We start from the raw sequence: 26,060 nt of genomic DNA, 5'->3' as shown, positions 1-26,060 counted from the left end.
TTCTATGAAACAGATTTACTTATCCTTTTTTATTTTATTTACTCCGTTTGTTTTTTCTCAAAATTTCACGGATACAAAAGGTGAACTACAGATTTCGGCTTCAGGTACTGCAACTTATACTTTACCTGTTGCAACTCCTCCCAGTATAAAAGGGGTAGCACCAATAATAAATCTTAACTACAGTAGTGGTGTACGTGGAGGTATAGCGGGTCAGGGCTGGAGTATCAATAGTATTTCGACTATTAGCCGTATAGCAAGCCGTCGCGATATTGATGGTTTTGTTGATGGTGTTGATTTTGACGTTGATGATAAATTGTCATTAGACGGACAACGATTGCTTATAAAAACAGGGACTTATTGGGCAGCAGGATCAACATACGAGACGGAATATAAAAGCAATACTAAAATTGAATTAAAGATAGAAGGTACAATAACCTATTTTATTGTAACCGCTCCGGATGGTTCCAGAAGTTGGTACGGTTCTAAAGGATCGGGAAGTTTGCAAAATTCTGTTTCTGTAAATTCATGGTATATTGTACGATATGAAGATGTGAATGGTAATTTTATCGATTATAATTATAGCACTGTTGCCTACAATGGTACAAACCAATTGTATATTAACAATATTGTTTTCAGCGGAAACACTGTAGCAGGTATAGCTGCTCAGGATAAAATTAGTTTTTTTTATAAAGCAGCAACACGTATCGAAAGGGATTATTTAAAAGGAATCCCGGTTTACGCAACACAAATATTAGATAACATAAAAGTTTATGCAAACAATGTAGTTTTTAGGACTTATAAGCTTACACACATAGAGGATACCAGTTTAGGTTATCAGAGACTAAAAGAAATACAGGAGATAAATGCTCAGAATGAGTTGTCAAATCCGGTTATTTTTGACTATTGTTTAAGTCCTACTACACCTCAAAGGATAGAGAAAGAGTACACAAATAATTTATTGTTTAATGAAATAAGCCTTGCTGGTGATTTTGATGGTGATGGTAGATTAGATTTTGTAGCTAATGATCAGCTTTTTACAAATTTATTTAATGGTAATACCGGAAATTCCCCTTTGAATATTACAGGAATGTCACCACTATATAAGTCGGTAATTACTACTTTAAAGAATGGAAAGATGAATCAATATAATTCAATTCTAAACTTAAAGGATACATCGTTAAATAGTTTGATATTTGGTATATATAGTACTGTAAATAACACTTTTGGTTTAGATTATGAGAAAGTAATCTCTATTCCTAATGCAGGGGAATGCAACTCTAATTGTGTGCCAGATAGATGTGCTACTGGTGAATTTAAAAAATTTAAAAATGAATATGTTGAAGGAGATTTCAATGGGGATGGTATTTCTGAAGTTTTGATTTTAGGTTACAAAGAATTTAGAAACTATAATTCTGATGACCCTACTACTAGAGATTGTGTGATGGATGAAGAAATTGGAACTACACCAAACGTTTATCGTTTGTTAGATCTAAATCCAAATAGTTCAACAACTCCCAATACACCAGGATACGCACAATTTAGTTCGACACATTTTTCTAGAGATCAGAGAAGATATGTATTGGATTTTAATGGAGATGGAAAATCTGATATTTTGTTAGTTAAGAGTAATAAAACTTATAAAGTAGTTAGTTTTAAGAACTTGACGATTGCGCCGTGGGTTGAGGTTGAGTTACTTGGAGCTGGAACATTAGATCAATACTCTACAACAAAACAAATGTTATTTGGAGATTTTAATGGGGATGGAAAAACAGATATAATGCTTCCAACCAGTGAAGGTGCCGCAAATCAAACACAATGGAACATCTATTATAGCAATCCGAATCCTGCCGGAGGAGAATTTTTTGTAAAAGAAAGTCTTGATATTGTGGAATACTGGCCTGATACAGGAAGTTATTACAATACCCAAAGACATTATAGTACTTATTATGCAATGGACATTAATGCTGATGGCAAATCAGATTTGGTACGTGTGTGGAGAAAATATTATAAAGATGATTGGAGTATTAATAATCATGATACGCAATGGGAGGTTTCGAGTTTTATAAACAATATAGGTAAAGTTGGAGCTTCCGGTTTTGCATTAGGTTATAGTTCTACGGTATTTACCTCCAATTCTCCTGATATTCCAATTCCTGTGACATCAAATTACAGATATGATGGAGCGAATACGGATCTGGTTTTAGTGAGAGGTCATTATAATAAAATTGAATACTATCAATTCAATAAAAATGTAGATACAGAAAACAGATTAAAATCGGTGACAGAATCCAGCGGTAATATCAAACAAACAGTTGAATATCTGCCAATGGAAGCAGTTGGAGGGGGTCAGGGTGATATTTACACTGATTTTTATTCTTCCGCCAATGTAGTAACCTATCCTAATATTGAAATTATCAGGAATTCTGGAAGTTTTTTGGTGTCTAAATTAACGGCCACTATTAACGGTATTTCTAAATTTCAGGATTTTAGATACCGAGGATACGTGTCGAATTATAATTATGGAACCGTCGGTTTTACTAAAACTACACGAAGCAGCTGGTACTTGTCAGCTACTGATACCAAAATTTGGACAACAGTGTATAATGACGTAGCACTTAGAGGTGCAAATACGGTTACGTGGACCAGTACCAATCCGTCTACGGTTTTTGATGCCACTCCGAGTGGGTTATTAACCACGAAAACCAATGTTTTTTCAACGTATATCAATCCAACATCAAAGTTGTATAATGTATTGTTGAGTACACAAACAACACTTGATGCCTTGACGGGAGTTAAAAGTGAAAATACTTATACGTATGATGGTGTTGTAACATCACCAACCTATTATGGTTTAGAAACAAAAAGTGTGATTAAACAATATAGTGGCGCAACACTTCAAGGATCTGTTACAACAGATTCTCAATATGATAATAATCCAACAGGTGTGGAAAGTGCTTATTATGTTGGACGACCTAAAAAGGTAAATACATCTGCTAATAATGTTGCTTCAGGAGATACCCGTACCGCCGAAGAGGTCTATACTTATACGGGTGCTAACTTGACCAAAACGGAAAAGAAAGGGCATAATACCTATGCTATTGTTGAGGATATGACCTATGATGCATTAGGAAATTTATTGACTAAAACAGTTTCAGCCCCTACAGCTGTCCCGATGCCAATTGCCAGAACAATTAAGGACGAATATGACACTACCAAACGATTTGTGGTTAAAAAAACAGATCACCAAGGATTCGTAACCAATTTTACCTATAATACACTCGGTCAGGTTACCCAATCTACGGATTATATGGGAGTAGTTAGTAATTTTACCTATGACAGCTGGGGGAAATTGACCAATACCACGGTAACGAATTCTTCAACAACTCCAATTTCTACAACAATCGTATATGCGAAATTAGCAAATGGTGGATATACGTCCACTAGCACTAATAATCTGGAAGCCAAAACAGTTACCCAATATGATGTCTTAGGAAGAGTTGTAGTAAGCTCTACAAAAGGATTTACTGTAAATACGATGGTGTCTAAGCAAATTGTTTACGACGGATTGGGACGCAAGCAAAAAGAAAGCGAACCTTATTTTTCAGCACCTACTCTTTGGACGACTTATGAGTATGATTACTTAATGAGACCCACCAAAATAACGGCGCCTACAGGGAAAATACAAACTTTATCGTATTCTGTTTTAACGACTACCAGTAACGATGATGGTAAGATTACCACTGCTACTGTAGATGCATTAGGGAATAAAGTACAAAGTACAGATCCTGGAGGAACTATAAATTTTGCTTACTTTGCGAATGGACACATGAAAGAGTCTGATTATCTTGGTAATAAGGTGCAGATGAATATTGACGGTTGGGGTAATAAAATTTGGTTGTCTGATCCGAGTGCAGGAATCTATACCTATAGTTATGATGCTTTTGGTCAGTTAAAAACAGAGACCACGCCCAACGGAACAACTGCCTTTGTGTATGATGCAGCAGGTAGACCAACCGAAAAAACAATTGTAGGAACCAATACCAATAGTAAGACGACTTATGTTTATAATGCTTTAAATCAAATTACAAGTAATACTTTCGTAGACAATGCAGAGGTAAAAACAACTACAAATAGTTATGAGTATGATACTCTTAAAAGATTATTTAAGACGACAGAAACGACACCTTATGCTATTTTTGTAAAACAATTGTCATTTGATGTTCTAGGAAGAGTTGAAAAGGAAACCTCCACAGCTACTGCAGCCGGAAAAACCAGTGCTAAAACAGTAAAAAATACCTATCAAAACGGATTTCCGTGGCAAATTGTAGACGATAGTACGCAACAAGTATTGTGGCAATCGAATACATTGAATGAAAGAGGACAGCTTTTAACAGCTGCTTTAGGAAACGGAATAGTGATAACAAATGCTTATGATCAATATGGTTACGCTACTCAAATCAAACACGATAAAACAAGTCCTACGCTTGTAAATGACGTAACACTTAATACCGCTTTTGAAATTAAAAGAGGAAATTTAAACAGTCGTAGCAATAACTTGTTCAGCAGAAATGAAACTTTTAAATATGATGCCTTAGATCGTTTGACGGAATATACTAATGCATTAGGTATTCAGGAGACACAGGTTTATGATGACAAGGGAAGAATTACGCAAAATGCTGTAGGTACTTATGAATATGATACTGCTAAAACCTATCAAAACAAAGCCATAAGACCAACTCCGGAAGCTCTTGGTCATTATGGCAACAGAGAAGGTATTTTTAATGATAGTTTTGAAGACAGAACCGGTTGGGGAGTTGAAAGATTCCCTAATACAGCATTCTACAGTTATGACAATACTAAAGTAGCCCGTAGCGGGAAGAATTCTTTAAAATTAGCAAATACTGCAACTACAGAACAATATGTCTTTTCAGATAAGTGGGTTGATATTGATAATGCAGTTGCTACTCAATATACCTATTCAGCTTGGGTTTATAGCGACAATCCACAACCAGAATTGGTTTTAGTGATGAAAGACGGCTTAAATGTTCTTAGTTATAGTAGTGAAATAACAAGTACAAAAAATAGTTGGATACAAGTTGTAAAAACATTTTTAGTTCCTGCAAACGTAAAGAAGTTACGTCTACGTTTAGATAATAATGGATTAGGAAATGTTTGGTACGATGACGTTCAGATTCGTAAAACCAGTGATGCAGCGACTGCAACAAGAGCCTTAAATGTTACGTACAATACTTTTAAAAGCCCGGTACAAATAGAGGAGACAGGAGTAGATAAAATAAGTTTTACCTACAATGATGGTAATGACCGTAGCAGTATGTTTTACGGCGGTTTGCAAGCAGATAAACTGTTAAGAACGTATCGTAAACATTACTCAGCAGATGGTACTATGGAAGTAAAACAAAATATGGTCACAGGAGCCATTGAGTTTGTAACTTACATTGGAGGAGATGGCTATACAGCACCTATAGTTTTGAAAAGCGATGGAACAACACAAAATTATTTATATTTACACAGAGATTATCAAGGTACAATTGTAGCGGTAACCAATCAGACAGGAGTGTTAGTTGAAAAAAGACTGTTTGATGCCTGGGGTAATATTGTAAAAGTACAAGATGGTGCAGGCAATATTCTTGCAGGTTTAACCGTTCTGGATCGTGGCTATACAGGACACGAACATTTGCAAAGTGTAGGAATCATACACATGAATGGACGTTTGTACGATCCAAAATTGCACCGTTTTCTGCAACCTGATAATTATGTGCAAGAGCCTTATAATACTCAAAATTACAACAAGTATGGATATGTGTTAAACAATCCGCTTAAATACACGGATCTGAGTGGTGAATATGCCGAAATTGGATTTGGAGTTGTTGTTGCTATTGGTGCAGCTATCGCAGCGGTAACCTATACTTTGACCGCATTATTGGCAGACGTTCCTTTTAATGTAGGAGGATTAGCTAAAGCTACCTTTATTGGAGCAGCAAGCTCTGCCGTGACTTTTGGGATTGGTAGTGCGGCAGGTAATTTATTTAGCAATTTTTACTCGCAGGCCGCATTTCAGGCCGCTGCCCATGGTACTTTTCAGGGAGGTATGACAGCTATCTCTGGAGGTAAATTTTGGAGTGGTTTTGCAGCAGGAGCATTGAGTAGTATTGCGGCTAGTGCTTGGGGAGGAGGAGATACAATTTCCGACAATGGTAATTATACTATGACATTAACTAAACATACTGGAATTGGTTCAGGACTAGGTGATCTTGGTATGATTGCTTTCGGTACGGTTTCAGGAGGAGTAGGAGCAAAACTTAGTGGCGGTAATTTTTGGCAAGGGGCTGTAACTGGTTTGGTAGTTAGTGGATTGAATCATTATGTACATATGATTGAAGAAAGGCAAGATTTAGACGCTTTTGCAAAAGAGAAATTTGGAGATGACTACAAATCTAAATACGGTGTAAGAAATTTAAAATGGGGAAGTGAAATGAATAGACGAGGTATAATTACAAGTGATGGTCTTGCTAAATATGATCCAAATTTACAAATGATCTCCGTAGGGAATGATCAAGTAGGAGGCTTTAGTCTGAATGGAACCACATATATTTCAGATGGAGTTGCTAGTTATGGTTCTGAATTTTTAGAAGTAACCATAGGTCACGAATTTGTGCATGATTATCACAATAAAATCTTTAATGGTAATTACAACCATAATGCTTCCGAATATGCTGCATATAAGTACACAATAAATTACATGAAGGATAGTACTAGCTTAAAGCAAAATGTGCAAGCTTATACCAATCTTCAACGTAATTATGTTAGTGGTGGAAATAGATATAATAGGGTGCCCGGTCTTTTACCTTAAATAAAACATGTATGAAAAAGTTAGTTTATATAATTTGCATTTGTTTTTTGATAATGAGTCATAAACAAAACAACAATTTTGAAAATATTAATTTCTATTATTTAGGATATGAAAGTAAAACATATTTAAATAATTTTGTTTTGCTTCAATTTGAAATTGAAAATCTGACAAATGATACGATTTATTTATCTGAAAAGAATATTGACTTAAAGATTTTTAAAAACAAAAAAAAAATTAATGAAGATAATCTTCCAACATATTTACCATTTATTAGACCAATAAAAATTAAAGAATTTAAATGTGAGGAGAAAGAAAGATATGAAAAATCAATAGAAGAATTAAAACTTAAATTCGCAAACAAACTTTATGAGAAAAATTTTAGTACAAATACTATCTACAAAGATTCTAAAGATTTTATACTAGAAAATATAATTAGAGATTGTATTGTTTTAATGCCTAATGAATCTATTGACTATAATAAAGGTTTTTATTCTAAAAAATTCGATAAGAATTGTAAAGTATCTGTTAAATATTCAGAAAATAAGAGGTTTACTTATTTTGTAAATGATAGTGGGAAAAGAATTGATATTAACGATTAATAAGACTGTGGAGCGACCTTACAGGAGGTAATTTCTAGCAGGGCGCTGTTACAGGATTAGTTGTCAGTGGGTTGAATCATTTTGTGTGCAGAATTCTTGAACGAGGTATGATTGTCGATAGGCTTAAGGCTGCTGGTTATGATAATCCTCAAGTATCTGCAGATTATGAAGGGCTTAATTTGAATGAATTTGCAGCGAATGTTTTCCCTGATTTGATGACAGATGCTCATAACCCTAGATTTTAGAAGAGAGAGATTATTGATGTTGATATCACAACTCTTGGATTAAGTTTAGGCTCTGAGTCAAATGGGAACCATGCTTTTGGAGGTAAAGCATTAATAGCAAAAATGGCTTTTTCGAGTTACTAAAAATTAGCAAGTACGGTGGGTTATGAGTTAGTTCATATTGCAAATTATTATACTTGGTTTAGAAAAGGAGGAGAAGACTATCTCAATGTAGTAGATGAATTTCAATTCTATGATTGGGAAGCGAGAAATGGGGTACTTATAATCCAATTAACGATGATAGTTATAGAATGCAGGCTAGGCTTTTATTTAAATTAGTAAACAATTTTAAATGAAAAAGATGAAATATTTATTTATGCTCAGTTTGTTTTTTCAGAATATATCAGGCCAAAATATAGTAAGTGATAATGGTAAAAAAATAGTATTTTAGATTCTAAACTAGAGGATGGGCAATTTGTTAATGTTGAAATTAAAAATGATAGTAGATTAAATTATTGTTTCGTGATCGATACTTCGTTTTATACTCAAAACAGATTGTCGTATGATGGTAATTTTGATAATTTTTCAATTTATCTGTATAAAAATAATGCAAAAAAAACCGGTATCAAAGGAAGTAATTGATCATAGGAAGGTCAATGATTATATTCTTGACAAAAGAAAAAGAATAGTGATTGAAAGGAAGAATGATACACTTGTAGTTGATGAGTATTTGATTTATAAAAGTTTATATAAGAATGATTCTTCCTTACTCTAAGTGTTATTAGAGTTAAATCTGGAAAGTCTATATACTTAAGAATCTCTTTTTAATCCTGTCATCAAATATTTGAATCAAGGCGTGAATCAGTATTGTAATATAGATAATACAAAAAAGTATAGAGTAGGAATAGAATATATAATTAAGTAGGAATATATAGACAAATACATTCGTAAGGAAGAAAATAATTCTTTTTAAAATGAAGGGTATAAGTTTTTTACAGGTAGCTTGGTTTCAAAGATGTGACCTTAAATTCGAAAGTAAGTTTAATAAAAAAAACCATTCGTCGCAACGAATGGTTTCCTTTAGTTAAAAGTAATTTAGTTACTGACCATAACCTGGATTCTGAGTAATAAGCTTATTAGCATCCATTTCTGCTATTGGAATAGGGAATACTAGCTCGTTTGCATTATAAGTTAATAATCTCGGTTCTCCTTTACTGTTTTGGCTGGCAATTGATTGTTTTGTTCTTTTAATATCGTGAATTAAAAATCCTTCCATTGCCAATTCTAGTTGGCGTTCGAGTAGAATATCATCTAAAGTTACTGTTGTTAAATTTTCTGCATTGGCTCTTGTTCGGATAATGTTGATATCGTCAAGAGGTGTATTTCCGATTGCTGTTCCCGCCTGAAAATTGGCTTCGGCTCTTATTAAATACATTTCAGCCAGACGAATAATACCAACATCGGCAAATTGATCGGTGTACTTTGAAGTTAGTATTCTTCCGTTTGCCGGATTTTCGTAATTAAAGTGTGCTCTATCATCATTAGGATCTGTGAATTTATCTAAATATGGGTCTCTAATAGAAAAATCACCACCGCGCCCTCCTTTATCTTCAGAGGCATAAAAGGTAACAACATCATTTACGCCAGTTTGTTTGGTGATTTGTATAGCAAATATGTCTTCAGTTTTATCGGTGTCATGATTAAAGGCGTCTGCATATTTAACAGATAGGCCATGACCACTATTCTCAATAACATCATGTGCGGCATCTCTAGCTGCCGGATAATTACCTTGCTGTAAGTACACTCTGGCCAATAGTGCTTTTGCGGAATACTTGTCGGCATAAAAATCGTTTTCTTCGGGAAGATTAGTATAGGCGAGATTTAAACCATCAATGATAACTTTATAGACTTCATCAACAGTGCTTCTTTCCTTAGAGAGGTCAACATTGAAATCATAAATAGCTTTTGGTCGTATAACCACCCCTAATTGTGTATTGGCTTTGCCACTTTCGTAGGGTTTTGCAAAGAAACGAACCAGGTCAAAATACGCCAAAGATCTTAAAAAATTAGCTTCACCAATCATAGTGGCTCTTCTGTCGGGATCTTTTACTTTGTCGATGTTTTCGATAACCGTATTGGAAGCATTTATGATTTGATAATATCGGGCATAGGTTCCCTGAATAATTACATTATTGGCTAACATTAATTTGTTATACATCTGACTTAATTCCCCAAAAGTTCCTCTCCATCTGAAGTCCGTGGTAGCTGTGATACCAGTTACACCAAGTAAGTCACCATAAAGTAAAACTCTTCCACCATAAGCATTTCCGTTTGCGGCTAGTGCATAGGTTCCAGTCAGCACATTTGTTACTCCGGCCTCAGTGCTTAGGGTAAGAGTAGCATCTTCCCTTTGTTTAGGCTCGATTTCAAGATCATTTTCACAACTTGCAAAAAACAATGTGAAAGCTATAAGTATAATTAATTTATTTGATTTCATTTTGTAAGTTTTAAAAATTAATATTTACTCCTAAAGCCATAGTTCTTGCAGGAGGTGCTGAATAAAAGTCTTCTCCGATTCCCCCATCATCTCTTCTTGCTTCGGGATCAAATCCTTTGTAGTTCGTAAAAGTTAGCAAATTTACAGCTGTAAAATACAATCTCAGACTGCTCATTCCGGTATCCTTGATGGCTTGTTTAGGAAGTGTATACCCTAATGTAAGATTTCTTAAACGTACAAAATCTGATTTGTCTAAATAACGGGTTGATTCCTGTGTACCATTTTGTTTTTGAAATCTAGCCTGAGGTACATCCGTAATATCTCCGGGGTTTTGCCAACGATTTAACTGATCTGCTGTCTGATTATCATAATAATCGGCAGCTGTAGATTGATAAATACCCGCAGTGTTATAAATACTGGCTCCCCATTCTCCTTGAAAAGTAAAGGTAAAATCAAAACCTTTATAGATAATCGTATTGGTCATACCTGACATTAAAGTAGGGAAAGGATTCCCGACAATAACTCTCCTTGCTTGAGAATAGTCGCTTGTTAAATCTTTATTGAGCGTACCATCAGGATTTAGAGTGTTTTTGAAAAAAAGAGCATCTCCATTTTCTGAATTAACACCTGCATATTCCACTAGGAAAAAAGAAGAAATATATTCTCCAACTCTGTTAATAGTATAGGAGCCAACAGCAATAACATCGGCATTGTTATTAGGTAATGATCTTATTTTTGACTGGTTAGTTGTTAAATTAAAACTGGTATTCCATTTAAATTTTTCGTTATCAAAGTTTTTGGTATTCAGTGTAAATTCAAAACCATTACTTCTGATCTGCCCAATATTTTTGTTAACAGAAGCTGCTCCCGAACTTATCGGAAGTGGCGCTTCAAATAATAAACCATCAGTATCTTTTTGATAGTAGTCTACCTCAATTGTAATCCTGTCCAGGAAACCTGCTTCAAAGCCAAAATCAATTTGGGTAGATTTTTCCCAGGTCAGATTATCATTACCCGCCTGATCAAAAGTTAAACCTGATTTTAAGTTATAAGGATTTGGTCGGTACAATTGGCGTGAAGCAAAATTGCCTATTTCAGCATTTCCTAATTTCCCCCAGCTTCCTTTTACTTTTAAGTAGGTTAAAACGGAATTGTCTTTCAGGAAACTTTCGTTAGAAATAATCCAACCCGCTGAAAGAGCCGGGAAATAGCCAAATCGGTTGTTTTTTCCAAATCGGGAAGAACCGTCACGACGAATACTAGCTTTAAAAAGGTATTTATTATCAAATGCATAATTTAATCTTCCGAATTGAGAAACAAAAACATAATCCGTTTCACTACCATGGCCTTCATTTACTTCGGCACCTCCATCGATGGTATTAAAATCATCATTTGGGAAATAAATACTGTTTACATCCTGATATCTTCTGTGGTAATTATTATACTCCATACCGATAACAGCATTAAAACTGTGTTTTTCCGCGAAAGTTTTATCAAAAGTAAAGTAGTTACTCGAAATGTAATTTTCGGTGTTTACAGAAGAGGCAAAAACGGCTCCATCAGTAGCCATGAAAGGTGCATTTTTTCCTTGCCAGTAATCTTCCGTTTGAGATAAAAGATCATAAGAGAAATCAGAATTAAATTTTAAAGACGGTAAAAATTTATATTCTGCAAAAACTTTTCCGGTTAGTCTTCTCACAATGGTTTTCCAAAACGTATTGTCTTTGGCTAAAAGATAATTTGAATACTCTGTATTTGGATTGGCACTACCGTCTTCGAGTCGAGCAGGAGAGATAGGAGACTGTGCTACTGATTGTAATGGACTTGAAAAGGAATTATCGTCCTGAACTCTGTTGATTAACGATCTTGAGAAGCTTAAGTTCATACCTACGGTAAAATTGTCGAAAACTTTATGGGATAGATTTACTCTTGATGTTAATCTTTCTAAATCATTACTGTCAATGATCCCCACCGTATTATTGTAAGCCCCTGAAATGAAATATCTTGTTTTCTGATCGCCTCCCGAAAGTGAAAAATCTGCATCAGTAGTATAGCCGGTCTGAAAAGCAATATCCTGCCAATCGGTGTTTACTGCACCATTTCTCCAGTCTGTACCCTGAGATAAAAATTCTAATTCTTCTTCTACAGATTCCAGATCTTGCGCATTTCGTCCTGCTTCCTGTAGTAATTCTACATATTGTTTAGAATTCAGCCATTTTCTTTTATGTGTGGGTTCACTAACCCCTTGCGAAAGGTTGATACTGAAAGTTCCCTTTCCTTCTTTCCCCTTTTTGGTGGTAATAATTACAACTCCATTGGCGCCACGAGCTCCATAGATAGCCGCAGACGAAGCATCTTTTAAAACATCTATAGACTCGATTTCATTGGTGCTCAAAGTAAGCAACGGGTTCGTTGGTGCACCATTGCTGGACTCATCATCGGTAATTAACGGAATACCGTCTAATACATACAAAGGTTGTGTTCCGGCACTGATACTGGCCGCTCCACGAACTCTGATGTTAATTCCTCCATCGATTTTACCGTTTGTTTGCGTGATCTGTACACCGGCTAATTTACCTACCAATGCATTTTGTACGTTGGCGACAGGTACCTGCTGGATATCTTTTGCGGTAACTCTGGCAATATTATCTGTTAAATTCTTCTTAGATTGGGTTCCGTATCCTACAACTACAACTGCTTCAAGTTCATTTGAGGCATCCTGAAGGGTTATTTTCATTGATTTTGATGCTTCAATTTCCAACGTTTTCATTCCTACATAAGAAATGATAAGAGTTTGTCCTTCTTTTGCATTGATTGTAAATTCTCCATCAAAACCAGTTTGGGTAACCACTTTGGTTCCTTTTAAAACTACGTTTGCTCCGGGAATCGGTAATCCTGCTTTGTCAAAAATGTGTCCATTTATCTTAACTTCCTGAGCGAGTGCTACTTGAATGAATAATGCAAATAACAGTGTCGCTAACCTTTTAAAACTTAAATCAATTCTCATGTGGTATTTTATTAAGATTAGTTATCTCAAATATCTTAAATATATGTTAATTAATAGCAATGTTTTATCAATAAAAATAACAAATAATCTAATTATTGTTTCATTTATAACATTTGAATTGAAATAGTTGTTTTTTGATAAAATAAAGTAGTTTTATCAATTGATAATTGAATTATTTTCTTTTTAACTAAAAGATTAGTTTTTGTTTTGTTTTTAATCAATAAATGTAAAATATTATAGATTGTAATTGAAATTTAAAAGGCGATTGTTTAACACAACCGCCTTTTGTTTATAATTGTTTAAAATATCAAAAAAAACAATTATTTTTTTAGTGCTGCACCACCGGGCATCAGCTCTGTTTTTAGTTTGAATTTGCTGTATTCGACAACTCCTGTCCGGTCAGCCCATTCAAAATAAGCTGCCGAAAGTTGGTTTACAATTCCCGCATTTTGTTGGGCAACATTGGTCGTCTCACCTCTGTCGGTTTCTATATTGTAAAGTTCCCATTCGTAAGACGGATAGGTAGAAACCAGTTTCCATTTGCCGTCTCTTACGGCTCTGTTTCCTGCTCTTTCCCAGAACAATGGTGTGCCTCTATCGACCTGCGAAACATTATTAAATAAAACAGGTAACAAACTACTCCCAACCAAAGGATTTGTCGTCACACCATTATATGCTTTGGGATATTCAATTTCGGCCAGTTCATAAAAAGTAGGAGCGAGGTCAATAATGTGTCCTGTTCCTTTATCGATTCTTCCGGCTTTTATTTTTGAAGGATACCAGGCAATAAAAGGGGAACTAAATCCACCTTCGTGCATGTTGTTTTTATATTGTTGTAATGGAGTATTGGATAAATAGGCCCAGTTTTGTTCCTGATAATCAAAAGAACCCGAAGTTCCAATTGGTCCATCGTTTCGGACTAAACCTCGTCCTAAAGGATTGTAGGTATTGAAACCGCCTTGGGCTCCATTATCAGAAATGAAAATAATCAAAGTGTTTTTGTCTTTTTTCAACGCTTTAATCTTTTCCAGAACTTTGCCCACATTCTGATCCATATTGTCTACCATTGCAGCATATACTTCCATTTTGGCTTTCCAGAATTGTTTTTCGTCGTAAGTTAGTTTGTTCCATTCCGGAACTTCGGGATCTCTTGGTGCTACGGTCTGATCTGCGGGTAAAATACCGTTTTCTTTTAGTTTTTGAATTCTTCGGTCTCTTAATACATCCCAGCCTTCATCAAATTTGCCTCTGTATTTGGCAATATCAACGGGTTTTGCCTGCAAGGGCCAGTGTGGAGCCGTAAACGCCAGATACAAAAAGAAAGGTTTGTTTTCTTTGTTTTGTTCGTCCAAGAAAGTAACCGCATTATTCCCAATCTCATCCGTAAAATAATAAGAATCATCTTTTGGATGTAATTCTTCGTTATTTCGAAGCAATTTCACCGGATAAGGTTTTTTTCCGAAAGGCAGCGGCTTGGTGTCAAAGTAACTGGCAGCACCTTTTAAGATACCGTAAAATTTATCAAATCCTCTTTGGTTGGGCCATTGTGCCTGATCTTCAGAACCGACATGCCATTTTCCGGATAAGAGGGTACTGTAACCTCCGGAACGAAAAACCTCTCCAAGCGTGAGAGATTCTTTGTTTAAATACCCTTGATAGGCGGGCAATCCTAAATTCACATCAAAAAAACCTACCCCCGCTTTGTGCTGGTATTGTCCTGTTAATAACGAAGCTCTGGTTGGCGCACAAATCGAGTTGTTGTAAAATTCACGCAGTCTTGTTCCTTCTTTTGCCAGTTTATCAAGATTTGGCGTTTTTATTTCCGAACCATAATTTCCCAGGTCAGAATACCCCATATCATCGACCATGATCAGGATTATATTGGGTTTTGAAGCTGCTGTTTTACTTTGCGCCTGAACTAAAACTACCGATAGAAACAGTAGTGGTAGTAGGGTTGCTATTTTTTTCATGCTGTTTTTGTTTAAAATTGGAATCTAAATTTACTTATTGAAAAGCAAAAATGCAATTAGGAGTGTAATGATAATATTGAATAACTGTGCTATCAGAAAAGCGTACAGCGGTTTTTTACTGGTATTGCTTAATAAATCTTTGAAATTGGTTTCCAGACCAATACTGGTAAAAGCCAAAGCAAACCAAATCCCTTGTAGGTTTTTCAAACTGTCTTTTACCTCGTTTCGAATTTCCGGAGCAATCAGGAAGGAAAAAAGGAGGGAGGCACCAATAAAACCAATTACGAATTTTGGGAAACGTTGCCAAATTACGCCTAAAGTTGGTTTAGAAACTTCGGTTGCAGATAGTGTGTTGTCGTTATACGTCCAATAAACTGAAATGGCAAAAGCTGCTAATCCTAACAATACATTTTGCGAAAACTTTACAATAGTACTGATTTTTAAAGCGGTTTCGCCAACCAATGTACCGGAAGCGGCAACAGCTCCCGAAGTATCAATGCTTCCGCCTAACCAAGCTCCGGTTACTTCTTCCGGAAAGTCGAAATATTTGGCAATAATCGGCATAAAAATCATCATTGGTACGGCCGTTACCAGTACAATCGAGATGACATAGGACAGTTTTTTGGCATCTCCTTTTATAGCACCCGAAGTCGCAATGGCAGCAGAAACGCCACAAATAGAAACCGCACTCGAAATCATCAGGGCAAGTTCGTCATCTATTTTTAGTTTTTTGCAAAGCCAAAAAGCAAAGTACCAAACCGACAATACCACCAGTAATGCCTGAAATAATCCTAATGATCCCGCTTTAAGAATATCGGAAAAAATAACACTGGTACCCAATAAAACCAAACCTATTTTCACAAAGACTTCTGTCGAAAGTGCGGCACGAAACCAGTCCGGAAGTTTGAAGAAATTACCAATAGACAAACCGAGAATCAGACTAAAAATAACGGCTTCTAAATTGAATCCTTTCAAAACAGAATTTCCGGCAATAATTAAAGCAATAAAGGTCAGTAAATACACTAAAGGAAAAACAATTAAGAAGTTTTTGACCGATTTCCCAACGAGAAAAACACCTATGGTCCCTATAGAAATGAAATATAAAAACTGTAATAGAAGAATTTGAAGATTGCCGAAATCAAAAACATCGTTTTGTAAATCGGTTAGATTTGACCATTTGAAAACGGGCACCGAAGGAAGGAAAATAAATAGAGAGATCCCAATTATTAAAAATCCTAAAATGACGACGGTCCAGTCTTCGTGAATTGTGAATTGTTTTGTTTTAACTGACATGTAAAGATTTTATTTGAAAAATGAAAACCAATAATAGGAGATGAGGTCGCTATAATGGTTTTCATTGAATACGGTTTAAACGGCTGTTCTAATTGAAATTGGGTTAGTTTAAATTGTTTGCCAAAGCCAAATCAACTTCCTTTTTTAAATCAGCAGAGCCTTCTTTTTTAAAGGTTATTTTCCCGTTTTTGTATAAGATCAGAGTAGGGAAAACTTGTATTGTTTTTAAATCAGCAATTACCTTCGGGCTGTCTTCGAGTTCAATTTCTACAATTTTTAAATTTTCGCCATATTGGGCTTTCAGAGTTTCCAGAACCGGTTTGACTTTTTTGCAGGCACCGCAATATTTGGATCCGATATCAACTAAAACGGTCGTGTTTTCTGCGATGATTTTTTTGTATTCGGCTAGAGATAATTTGCTTTTTGAACTAGTATAAAAAGGTTTTCCGGTACCAATCCAACTGGCAATTCCACCTTCTAAACTATAGACTTCCTTAAAACCATTTTTTAGTAATTCGTCTGCAAGAGCCACACTTCTTCCGGCTCCGATGGAATAAATGAATACCGGTTTTGATGGATCTAGGTGGGCCACATATTTGGCGTAATTTTCGGATTGAAGGTTCAAGTTGACGGCACCTTCGATATGATTTAAAGCAAATTCTTCCGGGCCTCTCGCATCGATTAGCTGTGGATTTTTTTGACTTTTAATTTTAGAATAAAAAGAGGCTAACGGAACGATTGTCTGACTCCGATTCTGAGAAAAACCAGCAATTGTAATTAGAAATACAATTGCTGTTATACGGCGTTTTATTGTTTTATTTTTCATGGTCTTTTTTTAAGATTCAACATGCTCATAATAAGCAGGACCGGCTGGTGCTGGGACATTAGAAGGAATATTGACATTACTGTAGTTATTCACTTTTTGTGCAAGGGGAGCAGCAAAAACGCCATCGGCCAAAGCACTTCCTTCTTTTTTAGATTTGAAAATCGGCCAAAGAAACTGGGCGTACCATTCTTCTTGTTTGTACGATTTCATTCCGTAAGACTTCGGAAATTTTCGGGTAATCAAACCTGTTCCGAAGATGATGTCCCAAAGAAAAAACATATTGCCAAAGTTGCCTTTAAAATGACCAACACCATCGCCACTTGTGTCAGCATGATGCGCATGATGTGTGGCGGGAGTCGAAATAAAACGTTCTAAAACCCAGGCAATCGGATGCAATATTCTGTATTTGTAAAAAGGTTTATCCCAGGCAATACTGGAATGGGCACCCAATGTGATAAAACTTTTTATAACCGTAACAAACAAAGCCGGCAATCCTAAACCTAAAAACGTTAAGGTCGCGGTTAGATAGATCTGTGAAAAGAAAACGGTATAAATAAAATTCTGTCTTGATGCCATCGCCATTCCCATGTAGGGAGCTGAATGGTGTGTTCTGTGAAAACGCCATAAAAACGGTACTTGATGATGTAAACGATGGTACCAGTATTGCGTTAAATCATCGGCTACGGCAATCAGGAAAAAGCCACCCCAAAACGGAACCCAGGAAAGCGTGTTTGCTAAATTGGGAATTAGAAAAGGCAAAGCGGTTAAACTGAAAAACGCAATTACAGGAGGTAATAGCAGTTTTGGAGCTAAAAAACAAATGATGTCTACTTTGCGTTCTTGTCCTGTCCATTGATCGTCATAAAGACCCGCAGCGAATTCGATAACGCCCAGAATAAGCATGAAAACGATTAAACCCCAACTGCGGATGTTGGCAAAGACCGGCTTTGCAAATTCTAAAAATGAGGGAAGCGTAAGATGTGACTCCGCTATCAGCCCATTATTGAATTTGAAATATAAATAAATGGCCAATACGGGCAAGCTGTATATAAAAAGACTGATTCCAAAGTCTCTTGCTAAGTTTTTTTGTGGATTGTGAATTACTCCCATGATTTTTTATTTTAAAAGTTGATTTACTAATGCTAAACCTCCAGCCAAAATGACTAGTGGTACTAAAAATACAATCGCCCCAACGACAATCTTTTTTCCAATAATTTCATAGTCTACTCTTTTCATACTGATTTAATTTTAAATGATTCAAATAGAATCAGGTCTTTTAGGTTTGCCAAAAAGACCTGAATTTTAGTTGTAATGAATTAATGTGATCCTCCTGCGGGTTGGGTGGCTTTCTTAATAAGTTCTTGAATATTTTTGTCTTTATCCGGTCCTGAATTGTGGATTCTTCTGCTGAAAACATCCTGCCAGTCAATTAGCGGATAGACATTATTTTCTTTTGCCTGCTCATCAAACAGTTTTTTAAGTTCGGCTAATTTTTCAGGGTATTTTTTAGCAAGATTGACACGCTCATTAAAATCTTCGTTTAAGTTGTACAATTCCCAAACATCGGTATCAAAATTGCTTTTTACAGGAGGTTCATTTTTGCCTAAGCTATTTTTTAAGGCAAAAGAATCAGGAAGATGAGCAGCGGCAGCTTTCCAACCGTCTTTGTAAATGGCTCTGTTTCCAAAAATATAGTAGTACTGTACTTTGTGTAAGGATTCTGCTTTCGGATCATTTAAAGAAGCGTATAAAGAAGAACCTTGTATTTTATCCTGCTTGATTTCTTTGATATATTCCGGAGCTTTAATACCAACAATATCTAATGTAGTCGGAAGTATATCGGTTACATGGCTGTATTGATTTCTGATTCCGCCTTTGTCTTTAATTCCTTTTGGATAGAAGATAATCAACGGATTACGGGTTCCTCCTTCGGATTGTGCATCTTGTTTCCAGTTTTTAAAAGGCACGTTTGTTGCCTGTGCCCAGCCTAACGGATAGTTGGTATTGAGCCCTTTTGCCGTACCAATTTCCCCGATATGATCTAAGTTGGCCTGAAGATTTTTTTCGTCAGAAACACCCTGAGAAAATAGATTTTGATTGATGGTTCCTTGTAAAGTCCCTTCTTTACTGGCTCCGTTATCTCCAATGGAAACAATAATCAACGTGTTGTCCAATTGATTGGTTTCTTTCAGGTGATTTACAACTCTTCCGATTTCGTGATCGGTGTACGTAAGATATCCGGCATAAACTTCCATGAATCGGGCGTATACTTTCTTTTCGTTTGGATTTAGTTTTTTCCAATCTGTAATAAGCGGATTGCGTTCCGGAAGTACAGCATTGGCAGGAACTACTCCTAATTTCTTCTGATTGGCTAATACTTTTTCGCGATAAGCATCCCAGCCTTCATCAAATTTACCTTTGTATTGATCGGTCCAAGATTCTGCAACCTGATGAGGTGCGTGAACGGCTCCGGGCGCATAGTACAAGAAAAATGGTTTTCCCGGAGCTGCTTTTTGTTGTTTGGTAATATAGCTGATCGCTTTGTCTGTGATCTGATCTGTTAAATGTCTTCCGTCCGGAGTTACGTGTGCCTGATCTTCTACCAAATCCGGTTTATATTGATCGGTTTGGGAACCTAAGAAACCAAAAAAGTGATCAAATCCTTTACCGGTTGGCCATCTGTCAAACGGACCGGCATCTGTAGCCTCTTCGTCAGGAGTAACACCATATTTACCAACGGCAAAAGTATTGTAGCCGTTATCGTGTAAAATTTCGGCAATTGTTCCTTTGTCAGCAGGAATTCTTCCGTCCCAACCAGGGAAACCGGCAGACAAAACGGTGTGTGAAAATCCGCTAACATGTACTCTTCCTGAATTTCTTCCGGTTAATAAAGCGGCACGTGTCGGAGCACAAATTGCGGTGGTGTGAAAATTGGTGTATCGCAGACCATTGTTGGCCAGATTATCAAAAGTTGGCGTTTGTATTAGACCTCCAAAAGCACTTGCAGCTCCAAATCCAACGTCATCAAGTAAGATCCATACCACGTTTGGTGCTCCTTTTGGTGCCGTTACAGGTTCCGGCCAGTATTCTTTGGAGTCGGCTAAAGTTTTTCCGATAGTTCCTTTAAATTCGGTGTCAGGATTTAATTGTGCAAATCCGAATTGTGCGGCTAGTAACGCCGTAATCAAAAGTCCTTTTTGCGGACTTTTGATTGTACTGTTGTTTTTAACTTTTTTCATTGGTGTTGTTTATTTAGGTTAATTAATATCCTGTGTTTTGTGGTAATCCAACTGGGTCGATACTTCTTTCGCTTTGTGGAATTGGGTATAAATTGTTTCTCTCAGAAACCGAGTTTTTGGCAGTAACTTTTTTTACTTCGGTAACCAGAGTTTCCCAGCGTACTAAATCGTACCATCTTTGGCCTTCCTGAACGAATTCTTTTTTGCGTTCTTCCTGAAGAGCCGCTCTGAAAGTAGCTTGTGTTAATCCGGAATAATCGATCGTAGCATCAGGAGTGAATATTGGTTTTCCGTAAGCTCTTCTTTTTACCTGATTTAAATATTCGTAGGCTTCTGCTGTGGGACCACTTTTTTCATTGATCGCTTCGGCATAAGACAATAGGATGTCAGCATAGCGAATCAGCGGGAAATTAATGGCAACATTACCGGGAGAAGCCAGATTGGTAAGGTCCAGATACTTTTTGAAAATCGGTTTCGGAAAAGTATATAACGATCCTGTCGCCGGATTGAACAATTGTTTGGCATAACTCACATCTCTTCGGGTATCCTGAGGAGCATAGATGTCATAAAATAAGGCGACATCTGAAATAATATCTGCAGGCTCTGTTGCGGTAAATCCGGTAAAAGAAGTTCCTTGAAAGGTACTGCCGCTAGAACCGTTTCCTGCTTGATTTGGTTCGAATTGAACAGAGAAAATATGTTCTTTTCCATTCTTTTTGGCTTTGTTGAATACGTCTGCAAAATTTTCAAAAAGAGCATATCCGTACCCCCCGTTAATTACTTCCTGAGATTTTGAAATGGTTTTATCCCAGTCTTTTCGGGTGATGTATACTTTTACTAACAATGATTTTGCAGCTCCTGATGTAGCGCGACCGGCATCATTTGCGGGATAAACTGCAGGTAAACTTTCAGCAGCTGTTAAATCAGAGATAATTTGAGCGTAAACTTCCTCTACTGTTGCTCTTTTTGATTTTAAACTTTCAACATTAATAGAAGTTGGTTCATGTAAAACAATTGGAACGCCTCCCCAAAGACGAACCGCTTGAAAATACAATAACGCTCTTATGAATTTTGCTTCATTAATCAATCGGGTTTTGATTACTTCCGAGCCAGAAACTTTTGGAATATTGTCAATCGCTACATTGGCTCTGTTGATTCCGGCATAAATCTGACGCCACGCCACTTGAACACGATCTGTAGTAGCATCGTGTGTCAAACTGCTCAGTGCTCTTACTTGCGGATTCGTTGCAGAAACTCCTGCAGCAGCATAATCAGAAGCCATGTCGGTTAGAAAATATAGATTTCTGCCAAATAAACTTTGTTCACCGGGATCATTATTTAAGGAAGCATAAACGGCTGTTACGCTTGCCACTGCATCATCTTGTGTTACAAAGTATTTATCTTCCGTAACAAATGAGATTGGTGTTAGTTCGAGATCGGTGCACGATACCAGCAGACTTGCACCTAATAGAATTGTGAATAGTATTTTTTTCATCGTTTTATTTTTTTACTTAGAAAGTTACGTTCAGACCGGAAATGAATGTTTTGGAATTTGGATAGGCGCCAAAGTCAATACCGGGATATAAATTGTTTTGTTCGTAGGAGCTTACTTCAGGGTCATAGCCTTTGTATTTGGTCCAGGTTATCAGGTTTTCTGCGGAAACATAAAATTTCACACTGTTGGCTCTTAATTTTTTAGCAACGCTTTTAGGTAAGGTGTAACCTAAAGTGATTAGTTTTAATCTTAAAAAAGAAGCATCTTCAACATAACGTTCTGAAACTATTGCCAGAGGAGAACTTGATGCTCTTGGGATCTCATTACTCGGATTTGCTGGTGTCCAACGATCATTTAGGACTGTTGACGCATTCGTTCCAAGTGTAGAGATTTCCAGTTGTTGGTTTAGGGCATTAAAAACTTTTCCGCCATAAGAACCCTGAAAATTAACTTGCAAATCAAAATCCTTATACGATAGGGTGTTACTGATACTTCCCACAAATTTGGGTTGTGAGCTTCCAAGATCTCCTTTATCGGCGGCTGAGATTATTCCGTCTCCGTTAGTATCTACATATTTGCGGTCTCCAACTTTGGTATTGGCCAGACTGTTTATTTTAGGTTGTGTATTGATTTCGTCCTGAGTCTGAAAAATACCGTTGGTTCTGTATCCCCAGAAAGTCCCTAGAGGTTTTCCGACTTTCACAATTACAGGTTGTTGCTGTAATAATGAGCCATTTGGAACGATCGGGAAAAATTGAGTAACTCCGTTTCCTATTGCAACGACTTTGTTTTTATTGGCTGAAAACACAAAATTGGAGTTCCAGGAAAAGTTTTCGGTTTTTAAGTTCTCGGTAATCAAACCAATCTCGATACCTTTATTTTCAACCCCTCCAATGTTTTGAAGTACAGTGGCATATCCTGAAGTAAGCGGCACAGGTACATTGATCAGTAAATCATTGGTTTTTTTGTAGTAAACATCAAAAACAAAATTTATTTTTCGGTCTAATAAGGACAGGTCTAAACCAATGTTATACTGATTTGTTTTTTCCCATTTCAAATCCGGATTGGCCAATCGGGTAGGGGCTAGTCCGGTGTTGATGGTGCCTCCAAAAGAATAGTTAACAGAACCCATAGAAGCCAGAGAAAGATAATTTCCAATTTCCTGATTTCCTGTTGTTCCGGCGCTAAGTCTAAGTTTTGCTTCTGTAACTCCTTTTAAGTTTTTAGCGAAATCTTCTTCTGTAATATTCCACGAGAATCCTGCTGACGGAAAATACCCCCAAAGTGACTCCGAACCAAATCTGGATGATCCGTCGGCACGAGCAGACAAAGTAAAATTATAACGGTCTTTATAAGAATAATTGACCCTTGTTAACCATGATTTCAAAACACTTTCAAAAGCATCACTATACGGTTTTGTCGGAACACCATCTTGCAGGGCATTATAGAGATTATGATCATTCACGAAAGTGTTGGCACCGGCAGTAACCACTTCACCTTTGGTATATTGCAGTGTGTATCCGGCCAAAGCTGAAAATTTGTGGTTCTCTCCGAAACGGGTATTGTAATTCAGTGTGTTTTCATTTAATACAGAACTTACCAGTCGGTTACCAACTGAAGCCAATCCTTTGGTAGAAGCTCCGGTTGTGGTGTAAGAAGGAGCGTAATAATTTTGTTTGGTATTGATAACATCGCCACTTACCGAAACTTTAGCAATTAATTCTTTGGTAATTTTATATTCCCCAAACAAACTGCTCAGGATTCTATTGATTTTGGTTTCATTAACCGTATTTTCCAAATCATTGATCGGATTGGAAATATATCCGTTTGTTGAGGTTGCGTAGGGGTTTTTGGTAACATTGTAACTTCCGTCAGGATTTTTGATCGGAACTACGGGAGCAATTAACAATGCGCTAACCAGCGGACTTGGCTCTCTTCCTGAATTGGAGGAGCCAATTCCATTTGAGGAGGAGTTGGTATAATTGATGTTTACTCCAAACTTAAAAACTTGAGAATAGTTTCTTTCGTAATTGGCTCTTAAGGAAATTCTTTTAAAATCTGTCCCGATTACAACACCTTGCTGATCAAAAAAACTTGCTGAAATAGCATATCTCGAGCGGTCATCACCCCCTGAAAAAGTCAATTGATGGTTTTGAATTGGAGCTGCGGTTCTAAAAGCGGCAGATTGCCAGTCGTAATTTCCGGAAGTTCTAAAATCTTCAATTTGAGCGGCTGTAAAAGAAGGTGCCTGTCCGATACTGGCCTGAACATCATTACGCAAACTGGCCCATTGGGAAGCGTTCATCAGATTCAGTTTTTTAGATACGGATTGTACTCCAAAATAACCTTGATAAGAGATTCTATCCACTCCTTTCGTACCCTTTTTTGTTGTAATAAGTATTACTCCGTTAGCCCCTCTAGAGCCGTAAATAGCGGTTGCAGAAGCGTCTTTTAGGACTTCAATAGATTCGATATCACCCGGATTGATTGTCGATAATACGTTAACTCCTGCTCCGGCCAGAGCGACTCCGGCTGTACCGTTGCTATTGTCATTGTAAACCAGGATGCCATCGATGACGTATAGCGGTTCGTTACCGGCAGTGATAGAATTTCCACCCCTGATGCGTACGCTGGAAGAAGCGCCCGGACGCCCCGAGCTTTGTGTTACCACTACACCCGGAACAGCTCCTCGTAATAAATTGTCTGCTGATGAGGTGACCTGAGCAAGATTGGCTTTTGGAATTGAGGCTACTGCACCTGTAATGTCTTTTCTTTTCTGAGAACCATATCCGACAACTATTAATTCGTCTAATTCCTGGCGCTCTTCTTTAAGATTTATAATTACCGGATTTCCTTCGACTACTATTTCTGTTTTTTTATATCCGATGTAACTTACGATTAAAGTATATGGAAATTTTTGACCGGTTTGAAAAAAGAATTTTCCTTCTGTATCCGTTACAACTCCGTGTGTCGTTCCCTTAATAGTTACAGAAGCGCCGATAATAGGTTGATTAGTAATGTCATCTACGACAGTTCCGTCTAACTTTGATTGTATGAGTGGTGTGGTGTTTTGGGCATTAATTCCTGCCGATAACAGCAAGATAGAAAGCAATGAGTATATCTTTAATATTTTTTTCATTTCTTTGTATTGGTTTTAAGTAATTAACAAGGAGCCTTGAAAGTTGATTTTTCAACTTTCTGTTTGTTTCCTTTATTTCACGATAATGTTGTTCTTAAGCCTCGCCATTTCTGTTGCCGCAGAAATGGCTTTTTTTTTAGTTACAGCAACAGCCTTGCATTTTTTTCATTTTAGTTTTTTTAGTTATTAATTTTTTTTTGGATTGTAGGTATCGTTTCAATAATCAGTTTAGTGCAAAGCAATGCAGCAAACAGATTTTTGTAATTTCAGTAAATATTTTTGTGATGATTTTTTAAAAGATTCGTTTTTTAAATCAGATTGATTTTTGTGATTAAAGAATAATCAGCGCGAACGAATTAATGGCGAAGTTTAGCAACAGAAGCACATATAACAAAAAATGTTAGATGTATATTTTTTAAGTAAAATGGAATACGAAATGCTTTCAGTTGTTTTCAAAATATAGTGCTTTTGGTTTTAAATATGATTTTAAACTCTACTAATTCTATAGACAAAGTTAATTTTAATATAATAATATCCAAAAAAAAGTTTAATTATTTTTTTTGAATGTTAAAATGAGGGTGGTTTTTTAGTTTGTTGAAGGTGTTTAAAGTGTTGGTTTTTATAGGAATGATGTTTGTTTTTTTATGTTTTTAATGCGTGATATTATTTTTTAATGACAGCTTAAAATGTAGTATTTTGTACTTTGTTTTTCATTTTTTAATTCTTTAAATGATCTTAAAAAAAGACAAAAAACGGGAGGCAGGACGGAAGTATAGCTTAAAAAAGTAACTTTACTTCTAAACTACATTCAATTTAAATGGTGATTTTGAATAAATTAGACTAATTTTATAGACATTAAAATACGACTGATTTTTTTACACGATCTATTGCAAAGGCACC

General features: G+C 36.4%; 11 protein-coding genes. 2 read left to right on the top strand and 9 right to left on the bottom strand.

From position 1 onward, the window contains the following. Window positions 1-4: 4 nt before the first annotated feature. Window positions 5-6,871: an RHS repeat-associated core domain-containing protein gene (locus AB674_RS02390; RefSeq protein ID WP_047773532.1), complete on the top strand. Its 6,867-nt coding sequence runs from the start codon at window positions 5-7 to the stop codon at window positions 6,869-6,871. A gap of 11 nt (window positions 6,872-6,882) precedes the next feature. Further along, complete coding sequence (locus tag AB674_RS02385) at window positions 6,883-7,470, top strand: hypothetical protein (protein WP_131701507.1); 588 nt, start codon at window positions 6,883-6,885, stop codon at window positions 7,468-7,470. Between the two features lie 1,323 nt (window positions 7,471-8,793). Here AB674_RS02385 and AB674_RS02370 read toward each other — a convergent pair. The 9 genes from AB674_RS02370 to AB674_RS02330 form a co-directional block, all read right to left on the bottom strand. Beyond that, on the bottom strand, window positions 8,794-10,191 hold the full coding sequence (locus tag AB674_RS02370) for a RagB/SusD family nutrient uptake outer membrane protein (protein WP_047773525.1): 1,398 nt from the start codon (window positions 10,189-10,191) through the stop codon (window positions 8,794-8,796). A gap of 10 nt (window positions 10,192-10,201) precedes the next feature. Next, window positions 10,202-13,198, bottom strand: a complete 2,997-nt coding sequence (locus AB674_RS02365) for a SusC/RagA family TonB-linked outer membrane protein (RefSeq protein ID WP_240478060.1) — start codon at window positions 13,196-13,198, stop codon at window positions 10,202-10,204. Window positions 13,199-13,518: 320 nt separating this feature from the next. After that, window positions 13,519-15,168: an arylsulfatase gene (locus tag AB674_RS02360; RefSeq protein ID WP_047773522.1), complete on the bottom strand. Its 1,650-nt coding sequence runs from the start codon at window positions 15,166-15,168 to the stop codon at window positions 13,519-13,521. A 30-nt stretch (window positions 15,169-15,198) separates the two neighbouring features. Continuing rightward, the gene (locus tag AB674_RS02355; protein WP_047773520.1) at window positions 15,199-16,461 is read right to left on the bottom strand and encodes a YeiH family protein; all 1,263 of its coding nucleotides are present in this window, start codon (window positions 16,459-16,461) and stop codon (window positions 15,199-15,201) included. 103 nt (window positions 16,462-16,564) lie between these two features. Next, a complete protein-coding gene (locus AB674_RS02350; protein WP_047773519.1) occupies window positions 16,565-17,287 on the bottom strand; it encodes a thioredoxin domain-containing protein in 723 nt (240 codons plus the stop codon). Between the two features lie 9 nt (window positions 17,288-17,296). Then, window positions 17,297-18,397 (bottom strand): sterol desaturase family protein, encoded by a 1,101-nt coding sequence (locus tag AB674_RS02345; RefSeq protein ID WP_082210579.1) that lies wholly within the window; start codon window positions 18,395-18,397, stop codon window positions 17,297-17,299. A 206-nt stretch (window positions 18,398-18,603) separates the two neighbouring features. Beyond that, window positions 18,604-20,526 carry an arylsulfatase gene (locus tag AB674_RS02340; protein ID WP_047773518.1) on the bottom strand — a complete coding sequence of 641 codons (1,923 nt, stop codon included), beginning with the start codon at window positions 20,524-20,526 and terminating at the stop codon, window positions 18,604-18,606. A gap of 22 nt (window positions 20,527-20,548) precedes the next feature. Further along, complete coding sequence (locus AB674_RS02335; RefSeq protein WP_047773516.1) at window positions 20,549-22,021, bottom strand: RagB/SusD family nutrient uptake outer membrane protein; 1,473 nt, start codon at window positions 22,019-22,021, stop codon at window positions 20,549-20,551. A gap of 16 nt (window positions 22,022-22,037) precedes the next feature. Then, window positions 22,038-25,160, bottom strand: coding sequence for a SusC/RagA family TonB-linked outer membrane protein (locus tag AB674_RS02330; RefSeq protein ID WP_047773514.1), 3,123 nt, complete (start codon window positions 25,158-25,160; stop codon window positions 22,038-22,040). Between the last annotated feature and the right edge of the window lie 900 nt (window positions 25,161-26,060).

It is taken from the genome of Flavobacterium sp. ABG, from assembly GCF_001027725.1.
Lineage (GTDB): Bacteria > Bacteroidota > Bacteroidia > Flavobacteriales > Flavobacteriaceae > Flavobacterium > Flavobacterium cupriresistens.
The sequence above is the reverse complement of the archived record's forward strand: the minus strand, read 5'-3'. Positions and strand labels throughout refer to the sequence as shown.